Source organism: Methyloceanibacter marginalis (genome assembly GCF_001723295.1).
GTDB classification, from domain to species: Bacteria; Pseudomonadota; Alphaproteobacteria; order Rhizobiales; family Methyloligellaceae; genus Methyloceanibacter; species Methyloceanibacter marginalis.
Genome location: NZ_LPWD01000385.1, coordinates 1 through 3,007 on the forward strand (window position 1 = coordinate 1; position 3,007 = coordinate 3,007).

The 3,007-nt window shown below is 63.7% G+C and carries 1 protein-coding gene and 1 pseudogene; both read right to left on the bottom strand.

Annotated features, from left to right (window positions below):
* A partial coding sequence (locus AUC71_RS13275; RefSeq protein WP_342021863.1) for a tetratricopeptide repeat protein occupies positions 1 to 1,136 on the bottom strand: 1,136 nt, incomplete at its 3' end.
* A gap of 157 nt (positions 1,137 to 1,293) precedes the next feature.
* Positions 1,294 to 2,929: pseudogene (locus AUC71_RS13280) on the bottom strand (electron transfer flavoprotein-ubiquinone oxidoreductase).
* Positions 2,930 to 3,007: the final 78 nt, after the last annotated feature.

Genomic DNA, 3,007 nt, shown 5'->3' on the forward strand with positions numbered 1-3,007 from the left:
CTGATGTCCTTCGGGTCCGCCGCGATGATCTTCTCAAGCAGCGCCTGCGCCTCGTCGACCTTCTCCAGAGAGTTCAGCGCAAAGGCCTTCTGGATCTGCACATTGACCCAAAGCGGCGAGGACTCGGGAATGTGATCGAACGCCGCGATCTCCGCGTCGTATTTCTTGGCGGTCTCATAAGCTTCGGCAAGCGCGACATAGGCGAGCGGGAAATCCGGCTTCAGATGGATGGCGAACTGAAGGAAGACGATGCCCATGTCGAGGCCGCCTTCGCCGGCGAGCGCATCGCCGATGCCGTAGAACACTTCGGCGAGACCGTCCGCGGGCGTCTCCGCCATGAAGGGCGGCGTCTCGCCGTTCTCGATCTGCGCCAGCAGCGCCTCGGACAGCGGATGCGGCGCCGCCTTGGCGATATGCGTCTTGATGGTCTCGACGGCAAGCTCGCGGTCGTTGCTGTTCAGGGCATGGCGCGCGAAGGCGTCGGCCACGCGAAGCGTGGTCGGGTTCCGCTTGAACGCCTGGATGTAGGATTTGCGCGCGAGCTGATGCCGGCCGGCGACATCGGCGATGAGCGCGCGATGGTAGCGCTGGTAATACTGCGCCCAATCGGCGCTGCTCAGGGTGTCGAGGGTGGCAAACGCCTCGGTGTGCTTGCCGGCGGCCTCCTGGACCCAGGCGCGGGCGAGCGTCGAGGTGAGATCGGCGATGGGACCTTGACGCGCCGCGGCGAAATGCTCATCGGCCGTCGCGTAGTCGCCCTTCTTGAAGGCGTCGATGCCAAGCAAGAATTGAGCGATGCGGTGAGACGGCTCGGCCTTGACCAGCTCCGCGGCAAGCTCGTTGGCCCGATCCCAATGGGCGGCCGCCGTCTCGAGCAAGAAGGTCTGCTCGAGAATGACCTCATTGTCCGGATCGCCAGCCAAAGCCTTGGAATAAAAATCGGCGGCGGCGATCGTATCGTGACTGCCGCGGGCGACGCGGCCCGAGAGGTAATTGCCGAGAAGCGTGCCCGTCTCCAGATCCTCGGAATCTGAGCGAACGACTTCGGAGTAGGCGGCAGGCGCGGCGAGGATGGTAACGAGGAGGAGAGACCTCCACGCCCATTTGCGCAGCGGTGCCCTGTCAGGATTCATCATATTGTCGGTCCGGCTTTCCGCCGCCCCAGTGCTTGTTGGCCCTCACGGCAAGGTTAGGTGCTTTTCCCGACCCTGCAAACCAGCTTTTTGCGGGGCAAACGCGGCGCGTTTATGGCCCCATGGCGCGGCCCTTATGCGGTAACCGCGCGCCCGCGCACTACATATTGGCGTAGTTCGGCCCGTCGCCGCCTTCCGGCGGCACCCAATCGATGTTCTGCGCGGGATCCTTCACGTCGCAGGTTTTGCAGTGGACGCAGTTCTGCGCGTTGATCTGAAAGCGCGCCGTGCCCCCCTCCTCCACCACCTCGTAGACCGCCGCGGGACAATAGCGCTGGGCCGGCTCGGCATATTCGGGAAGGTTCTGCTCGATGGGGATCGAAGGATCTTTGAGCACGAGATGCACCGGCTCGTCCTCGTTGTGATTCGTGTTCGACAGGAACACCGAGGACAGAATGTCGAAAGAGAGCGCGTTGTCGGGCTTCGGATAGTCGATGGGCTTCGACTCCGCCGCCGTGTCCAGGCTCGCGAAGTCCGCCTTCTTGTGATTCAGGGTGTGGCCGAGGAACGGGAAGATCGTATTGAGCCACATGTCGATGCCGCCCAGCATGACGCCGAGCCTCGTGCCGAAGCGCGACCAGAGCGGCTTCACGTTGCGGACCTTCTTCAGCTCCTTGGCGAGCGAGCTCGCTTTCAGCGCTTCCGGATAGGCTTCGAGCACGTCGCGGGCGCGGCCGGCTTCGATCGCATCGAAAGCGGCTTCCGCCGCCATCATCCCCGACAGCATGGCGTTGTGCGAGCCCTTGATGCGCGGCACGTTCATGAAGCCGGCGCAGCAGCCGATCAGCGCGCCGCCTGGAAAGACGAGCTGTGGAATCGCTTGCCAGCCGCCCTCGGTCAGCGCCCGGGCGCCATAGCCGATGCGCTTGCCGCCTTCGAGATGCTGCTTAATGCGCGGATGGTGCTTGGAGCGCTGAAACTCCTTGAACGGATTGAGATAGGGGTTCGTGTAGTCGAGATGGACGACGAAGCCGACCGACACCAGGTTCTCGCCGAAATGATAGAGGAAGGAGCCGCCGCCGGTATCGTCCTGAAGCGGCCAGCCCATGGTGTGCTGGACGAGACCGGGCTTGTGCTTCTCGGGCGGGATCTCCCACAGCTCCTTCAGGCCGATGCCGAATTTCTGCGTGCCGCTCTCGCGCGCCAGATCGTATTTCTTGATGAGCTGCTTCGTGAGCGAACCGCGCGCACCTTCGGCGAGCAGGGTGTACTTGCCGGTGAGCGCGATGCCCGGCGTGTATGAGTCCTTGTGGCTGCCGTCGCGGGCCACGCCCATGTCGCCGGTGATGACGCCTTCGATCTCGCCGTTCGCGCCGATGATAGCCTCGGTCACGGAGATGCCGGGATAGACCTCGACGCCGAGCGCTTCGGCCTGCTCGCCGAGCCATTTGGTGAGATTGCCGAGACTGCCGGTGTAGCAGCCGTGATTGCTCATGAGCGGCGGCATCAAGAGATTGGGGAGGCCGATGCCGCCCGTCTCGGAGGTCAGATAATAGAAGTGGTCCTCGCTGACCGCGTCCTTGACCGGGGCACCCTTGTCGCGCCAATCGGGAATGAGCTTGTTGAGACCAACCGGATCGAGCACCGCGCCGGAGAGAATATGGGCGCCGACCTCCGAGCCCTTCTCCAGGACGACGACGGAGACCTCCTTGTCCTTCTCGGCGGCGAGCTGTTTCAGGCGGATCGCCGCGGCGACGCCCGCAGCCAGCGCCGACGATTACCACATCGAACTCCATGGTCTCCCGTTCGACTTGCTCGCTCAAACCGCAATCCTCCGTGATCTATTCTCCGTCATTCCGGCGCAAGCCGGACTC